Raw genomic sequence first — 7,123 nt, forward strand, 5'->3', positions numbered from 1 at the left:
CCTCTGCCAAGCACAGAGCCATACATCGAAGGAGCGCCAACATGGCCGCCACCCTGGAAGAGATCGTCGAGGGTCTCGCCGAGATCGTCAACGAGATCGCCGGCATCCCCACCGAGGACGTCGAGCTCGACAAGTCCTTCACGGACGACCTGGACGTGGACTCCCTGTCCATGGTCGAGGTCGTCGTCGCCGCCGAAGAGCGCTTCTCGGTGAAGATCCCGGACGACGACGTCAAGGGCCTCAAGACGGTCCGCGACGCCGCCGAGTACATCCTCAAGCACCAGGCCTGACCGGGTCGCCACCCAGCGGTGGCGCCGTATTCACGCATACCTCACACATGTGGAGAAGAATTCCCGTGAGCTCGACCAATCACACCGTGGTCGTCACCGGTATCGGCGCAACCACACCGCTGGGTGGCGATGCCACCTCGACCTGGGAGGGTCTGGTGGCCGGGCGCTCCGGCGTCAGGCACCTCGAAGGCGAGCGCTTCGCCGACCTGCCCGTCCGGATCGCGGCCCGCACGGCCGTCGACCCCTCGGAGGTCCTGGCGCGGCCGCTGGCCCGCAAGCTGGACCGCTCCGCGCAGTTCGCCCTGATCGCGGCCCGCGAGGCGTGGGCCGACGCGGGCTTCTCCGGGCCCGCCGGTGAGGACGGCGAGGTCCGTCCGGAGCGGCTCGGCTCCGTCATCGCCTCCGGCATCGGCGGTGTGACGACCCTGCTCGACCAGTACGACGTACTGAAGGAGAAGGGTGCCCGGCGGGTCTCGCCGCACACGGTGCCCATGCTCATGCCGAACGGCCCCGCCGCCAACGTCGGCCTGGAGGTGAACGCCCAGGCGGGCGTGCACACCCCGGTGTCGGCGTGCGCGTCGGGCGCGGAGGCCATCGGCTACGCCATCGAGATGATCCGCACCGGCCGCGCCGACGTGGTCGTGGCGGGCGGCACCGAGGCGGCCATCCACCCGCTGCCCATCGTGGCGTTCGCCAACATGATGGCGATGTCCAAGAACGAGGACGACCCCGAGAAGGTCTCCCGCCCGTACGACAAGGCCCGTGACGGCTTCGTGCTGGGCGAGGGCGCGGGTGTGGTCGTCCTGGAGTCCGCGGAGCACGCCGCGGCGCGCGGTGCCCGGGTGTACTGCGAGGCGCTGGGGCAGGGCCTGTCCGCCGACAGCCACCACATCGCGCAGCCCGAGCCCACCGGCCGGGGCATCGCCGCCGCCCTGCAGAACCTGCTGGACTCCACGGGCCTCAAGCCGTCGGAGGTCGCGCACCTGAACGCGCACGCCACGTCGACGCCGCCGGGCGACGTCGCCGAGGTGAAGGCGCTGCGCAAGGTCTTCGGCGACGACCTCGACCACGTCGCGATCTCCGCGACCAAGTCGATGACGGGCCACCTGCTGGGCGGCGCCGGCGGCATCGAGACCGTGGCGACGGTCCTGGCGCTGCACCACCGCACGGCCCCGCCGACCATCAACGTCGACGACCTGGACGAGGAGGTCGACGCGGACATCGTGCGCGACGAGCCCCGGGCGCTGCCGCAGGGCACGATCGCGGCGATCAACAACTCGTTCGGTTTCGGCGGCCACAACGCGATCCTCGCCTTCCGCACGGTCTGACGCGTCCGCAGAACGCCGAGAGGTCCCCGCGTGATCGCGGGGACCTCTCGGCGTTCCGCCGCCGGGACCGGGGCGGCCTCGCGGGGCGCGGGAGGAAGCCGGTCCGACGGGGGGTCAGACGACCTGGTGGAGCCAGCGGACCGGGGCGCCCTCGCCCGCGTACCGGAAGGGCTCCAGTTCGTCGTCCCAGGGCTTGCCGAGGAGTCCGGCGAGCTCGGCCTCCAGCGGGGCCCCGCCCTGCGCGGAGCGGGCCATGGCGGCGCGCAACCGGTCCTCGGGGACCATGATGTCGCCGTGGACGCCGATGACCGCGTGGAAGATGCCCAGGTCGGGGGTGGCGCTGTAGCGCTCCCCCTCGGCGGCGGGGCAGGGTTCGGCGGTCACCTCGAACCGCAGCATCCGCCAGCCGCGCAGGGCGGAGGCCAGCCGGGAGGCCGTGCCCGGTTCGCCCTGCCAGGAGAGTTCGGCCCTCCAGGTGCCCGGCGAGGCCGGCTGCCGGATCCAGTCGAGCTGGACTCTCGTACCGAGCACCCCCGCGACCGCCCATTCGATGTGCGGGCACAGCGCACGCGGCGCGGAGTGGACGTACAGGACTCCACGTGTCGTCACCGGGACCTCCAGTGTGGGACGAGGTTCGCCTTCTCCCAGCGGCCTCAGTAAACAACATCGAAAGCAAAATACCGCAAAAAGGACAAGTTATGACGTGATGTAATTTACCGAAGCCGGTCGTTCGGGCGCCTCTGGTTCGACGGGGAAAAGCTACCGTGCGCCGGCGCGCGCGGGATGGCGTACGGTCGGTCCGTGGCCTCCAGACACCAGGCTCCCCCTCGCCGGAACACCGCTCCCGGGCGCTCCGCCGCCGGGCCGCAGCGCCCCTCCGAAGCCGGCCGCGTCCGCCGTGGCACCGCCCTCACGGCGGCCCTGATCTGCGGTGTCGTCCTGTCGGGATGCGTCTCCTCCCCCGCGGACGACGACGCCGCGGACGCGGTGCGCCGCCCGGCCGCGGTACGGCCCTCCCCNCCCCCACGTCCCCGTGGAACCCGCGGCCGGCCTCCGTCGCCGCGGTCGGCGACTCCATCACCCGCGGATTCGACGCCTGCGAACTGCTGACGGACTGTCCGAACGCCTCGTGGGCCACCGGTTCGGACATCCGGGTGAACAGCCTGGCACTGCGGTTGCTCGGTGCGCCCGCGCTCGCGTCCCGCAGCTGGAACCTGGCCCGGTCGGGGGCGCGCGTCGCCGAACTGCCCGAGCAGATGGAGTCGGCGGCGCGGAGGAAGCCCGGTCTGGTGGCGGTGATGGTGGGGGCGAACGACGCCTGCCGCCCGTCCGCCGATCTGATGACGCCGGTCGCGGACTTCCGGGCGTCGTTCGAGACGGCGATGGCCCGGTTGCGGCGGGCGGCGCCGCGGACACAGGTGTACGTGGCGAGCATCCCGGACCTGCGGCGGCTGTGGGTGACGGGGCGGGACCACCCGGTGGGCCGGCAGGTGTGGCAGCTGGGCGTCTGCGCGTCGATGCTGGCCGACGCCCAGGACCTGGGCCCGGCGGCGGAGGAGCGCCGCGAGCGGGTCCGTGCGCGGGTCATCGCGTACAACGAGGTGCTGCGGGACGTCTGCGCCCGCGACGAGCGGTGCCGGCACGACGGGGGCGCCGTCTTCGCGTACGCCTTCGACGGAACGCAGTTGAGTCCCTGGGACGTGTTCCACCCCAGCCGGGACGGACAGGGGAAACTGGCGGAGATCGCCTACCGCACCGTCACCGCCGCCTCGCCCCCCGCGTAGGCCCCGGCGCCGGAGGCCACCGGGCAAGGGGCGGAACCGGCCCGTCCGGCGGGACGCCGCCGACGCCCGGAGGGGACGGCGGGGCGGATGCGGCCGGGGAACCGGAATCTCCGGGGACCGGGCGGCCGGAGTCCGGGGGCGTACGGTTCCCGGGGTGCGGCCGGGAGCGCCGCGCCGGGCGTGGATAATCCTCCTGTGATCGTTTCAGCGGCTCAGTTCACCGCCGTCCCCGGCGACGTCCGGGCCAACGTCCGGACGATGGCGGCCATGGTCCGCGCGGCGGCCGGGGCCCGGGTCGTCGTCTTCGCGGAACTGGCCCTCACCGGCTACGAACCGCGGCTCGTCGCCGCCGACCGGAGCCTGTGGGTGGCCGAGGACGACCCGCGGCTCGACCCGGTGCGGGAGGCATGCCGCGAGACCGGTGCGGCGGCCGTCGTCAACGGACCGGCGCCGGGCCGGGAACCGGGCGGACGGCGGCCGTACCTCACCTCGTACGTGATCGGCCCGGACGGGGCGACGCTCACGCGCTACGACAAGCAGCACCTGTACGAGGCGGAGCGCGAGGTGTTCGCGGCGGGCGCCTCCGACGGGCGGTTCACCCTCGACGGCCACCGGTTCGCGCTGGCCACCTGCTTCGACAGCCACTGCCCCGAGCTGGGCGAGCGGGCGGCGGCGGACGGCTGCCGGGTGTACCTGGCGAGCTCCCTGTACGGGACGGGTGGCGGCGTGCACGAGCGGGCGACGGTCTATCCGGCCATCGCCCGGCGGAGCGGGCTGTACGTGGTCCTCGCCAACCACGTGGGCGCCGCCGGGTCCTGGACCGGCTGCGGGCGCAGCGCGGTGTGGGGGCCGGACGGCGGGCTGCTGGCCGAGGCGGACCCGGCCGAGCCCGGGCTGGTGCGCGCCGCCGTCGGCTAGCGCGGGCCCGCGTCCCGGCCTTCGTGGAGCCCGTACGGGGCGGGAGCGGGCGCCCCGGGCCCGGCGGCGGGTCCCGGATGCGGTTCGCCCTCCGGTTCCGGTGCCAGTTCGCGGGCCATCAGGGTGGCGCCCGCGACGGCCCCCGGCATGAGGAAGACGGCGACGAACGGCACCAGGTACGCGAGGGCCAGCGGCACGCCGAAGCCGAGGGCCATCATGCGGTGGCCGCGCAGCAGCCGCAGCCGCTCCTTCAGTTCCAGGCGGCGGCGCTGCAGCGCGACGGCGGTCAGCTCCTCGGTGAGGAAGTACCCCGAGACGCAGAAGCCGAGCACGGGGACGACGGTCTGGCCGACCACCGGGACGAATCCGAGGGCGAACAGCAGGATCCCGTAGAACGCGACCCGCAGGACGATGCGCAGGCTGTCGCGGGCGGAGATCCACAGTTCGCGCCAGAACGGCAGCCCGGACTCCGGGACGCGGCCGCCTTCGGAGCGGTCGACCGCCTCGGAGAGCGACTCGTAGAACGGCTGCCCCACCAGCAGCGTCACCGCCGTGAAGGTGACCACCGCGAGGAGCAGCGCGAGGGCGAAGACCAGGGCGGTGAGGAACCCCCGGAACAGGCCCTGCCAGGGCGACGACCAGTCGTCGGCGAACGGGGTCGCCCACGCGGTCAGGTCGTCGGCGCCGTAGGCGAGGCCGACCAGCGCGCCGAGGTACAGGACGAGTGCCACGAGGCCGGGCAGCAGCCCGAGTCCGAGCCAGCGGCCGTGGCGGCCGACCCATCGCTGGCCCTGCAGGAGGAAGCCGAAACCCTTGCCGAGATCACGCATGGAGTCACCCTATCGGGGGTGCCGGCGGGCCCTCGGCCGACGTCGTCCGGGAGGGCGGGCGGAGGCAGGAGCGGCCGAACTCCGGGCCTCGTANCGTCGTCGGGGAGGCCGGGGAGCCGGGCGCCTTCCGGGCCGCGGGCGGGGCGTCCGGCCTGCGAGTCGGACAGCCGCCCGCGGAGGAGGCGGGCGCCCGGGCCCCGGGCCGAGGGCATCGGCGTCGTCCCGGGGACCGGCGACGGGGTCTTCGCACCTGTCGCGAGGCCGGCGCGGCCCGCGTGCCGCGCCCTTCGACGCCCCCGGGGGCGGGACGGTCGCGCGGGGCCGGGGCTCCCGGGGGAATCAGCGGGCGAGCGAGACGACCATCTTGCCGACGTTGTCGCCGCGCAGCAGGCCGAGGAAGGCGTCCACGCCGTTCTCCACGCCCTCGACGATCGTCTCGTGGTACTTCAGGGCGCCCGAGCGCAGCCAGCCGGAGACCTCCTCGACGAAGCGGGGGCGCAGGTCGGAGTGGTCGCTGACCAGCATGCCCTGGAGCCGCAGCCGCTTGCCGATGACCTGGGCCAGGTTGCGCGGGGCGGGAGGGGGCTCCGTGGCGTTGTACTGGGCGATCATGCCGCAGACGGTGACGCGGCCGTGGACGTTCAGCGAGGAGATCGCCGCCTCCAGGTGCTCGCCGCCGACGTTGTCGAAGTAGACGTCGATGCCGTCGGGGGCGGCGGCCCGCAACTGCCGGGCCACCGGGCCGTCCTTGTAGTTGAAGGCGGCGTCGAAGCCGTACTCCTCCAGCAGCAGCCGGACCTTCTCGTCGGAACCGGCCGATCCGATCACGCGGGAGGCGCCCTTCAGCCGGGCCATCTGGCCGACCTGGCTGCCGACGGCGCCGGCCGCGGCGGAGACGAACACGGCGTCGCCCTCCTTGAAGGAGGCCGTCTCGAAGAGGCCCGCGTAGGCGGTCAGCCCGGTCATGCCGAGCACGCCCAGGTACGCCGTGAGGGGCGCGAGGGAGGCGTCGACCCTGACGGCGCGCTCCGCCTCGACCTCGGCGTACTCCCGCCAGCCCAGGCCGTGCAGCACGTGGTCGCCGACCGCGAAGCCCTCGGCGGCGGAGGCCACGACCTCGCCGACCGCGCCGCCCTCCATGGGGTGGTCCAGCCGGAACGGCGGGACGTACGACTTCACGTCGTTCATCCGGCCGCGCATGTACGGGTCCACCGAGAAGTGGAGGTTGCGGACGAGGACGCGGCCCTCGCCCGGGGCGGCGACGGGCGCCTCGCGGAGCGCGAAGTCCTCGGGGACGGGCAGGCCGTCCGGGCGGGAGACCAGGTGCCATTCACGGCCGGACGCCGGGAGTGCGGACATGCTGCGTGCCTCCAGAATCTACTTCACCGTATGAAACAACCATGCCCCTCGATATTTCACCCTGTCAAGCAAACGGGTAGGCTGGTGGACATGCCCAGTACGCGCACGGACCCGCTCACCTGCGAGGTCGTGGAACTCATCGGCACGGTCGTGGCCCGCTACCACGAGGAGTACGAGCACGCCGCCGCCCGGCACTCGCTGACCGGTGCCCAGGCGCGCGTCCTGAGCCTGCTGGCGTTGGAGCCGCTGCCGATGCGGCGCATCGCCGTGTCCCTGCGGTGCGAGCCGTCCAACGTGACGGGCATCGTCGACCGCCTGGAGGCCCGCGGCCTCGTCGAGCGGCGGCCCGATCCGGCCGACCGCCGCGTCAAGCTGGCCGCCCCGACGGAGGAGGGCCGCAGGACCGCGCGCCGGCTGCGGGAGGCCCTGGACTTCGCCCGGGAGCCGCTGGCCGGCCTCTCCGCGGCGGAGCGGGCCCTGCTGCGGGACCTCCTCCGCCGCATGCTGGGCGAACCCGCGGTGCCCTGACGGGTCAGAAGCACCACAGGAGCCAGCGGGTGCACTCCTCCGACGGCTCGGGGGCCGGTGTGGGCGTGGGCGTCGGGGCACATCTC

At 73.8% G+C, this 7,123-nt stretch carries 7 protein-coding genes and 1 pseudogene; 5 read left to right on the top strand and 3 right to left on the bottom strand.

Features of this window, described 5'->3' with window-relative positions:
• Positions 1–41: 41 nt before the first annotated feature.
• Positions 42–290, top strand: coding sequence for an acyl carrier protein (locus tag MW084_RS08360; protein ID WP_010475373.1), 249 nt, complete (start codon positions 42–44; stop codon positions 288–290).
• A 65-nt stretch (positions 291–355) separates the two neighbouring features.
• The gene (locus MW084_RS08365) at positions 356–1,618 is read left to right on the top strand and encodes a beta-ketoacyl-[acyl-carrier-protein] synthase family protein (protein ID WP_010475370.1); all 1,263 of its coding nucleotides are present in this window, start codon (positions 356–358) and stop codon (positions 1,616–1,618) included.
• Positions 1,619–1,732: 114 nt separating this feature from the next.
• On the opposite strand, the gene MW084_RS08370 is transcribed toward MW084_RS08365, so the two are convergent.
• Positions 1,733–2,227: a DUF3145 domain-containing protein gene (locus tag MW084_RS08370; protein WP_010475368.1), complete on the bottom strand. Its 495-nt coding sequence runs from the start codon at positions 2,225–2,227 to the stop codon at positions 1,733–1,735.
• 411 nt (positions 2,228–2,638) lie between these two features.
• Here MW084_RS08370 and MW084_RS08380 point away from each other — a divergent pair.
• Positions 2,639–3,402: pseudogene (locus tag MW084_RS08380) on the top strand (SGNH/GDSL hydrolase family protein); the annotation flags it as partial.
• Positions 3,403–3,597: 195 nt separating this feature from the next.
• Entirely contained in the window at positions 3,598–4,320 is a 723-nt protein-coding gene (locus MW084_RS08385) for a carbon-nitrogen hydrolase family protein (RefSeq protein ID WP_010475363.1), read from the top strand.
• On the opposite strand, the gene MW084_RS08390 is transcribed toward MW084_RS08385, so the two are convergent.
• On the bottom strand, positions 4,317–5,150 hold the full coding sequence (locus MW084_RS08390) for an EI24 domain-containing protein (protein ID WP_010475361.1): 834 nt from the start codon (positions 5,148–5,150) through the stop codon (positions 4,317–4,319). The genes MW084_RS08385 and MW084_RS08390 overlap by 4 nt on opposite strands.
• Positions 5,151–5,489: 339 nt before the next feature.
• On the bottom strand, positions 5,490–6,509 hold the full coding sequence (locus MW084_RS08395; protein ID WP_010475359.1) for an NADP-dependent oxidoreductase: 1,020 nt from the start codon (positions 6,507–6,509) through the stop codon (positions 5,490–5,492).
• A 90-nt stretch (positions 6,510–6,599) separates the two neighbouring features.
• Between MW084_RS08395 and MW084_RS08400 the strand changes: the two genes are divergently transcribed.
• Positions 6,600–7,037 carry a MarR family winged helix-turn-helix transcriptional regulator gene (locus tag MW084_RS08400; protein WP_010475357.1) on the top strand — a complete coding sequence of 146 codons (438 nt, stop codon included), beginning with the start codon at positions 6,600–6,602 and terminating at the stop codon, positions 7,035–7,037.
• Positions 7,038–7,123 lie beyond the last annotated feature (86 nt).

The sequence above is a fragment of the Streptomyces sudanensis genome (assembly GCF_023614315.1).
Taxonomy (GTDB): domain Bacteria; phylum Actinomycetota; class Actinomycetes; order Streptomycetales; family Streptomycetaceae; genus Streptomyces; species Streptomyces sudanensis.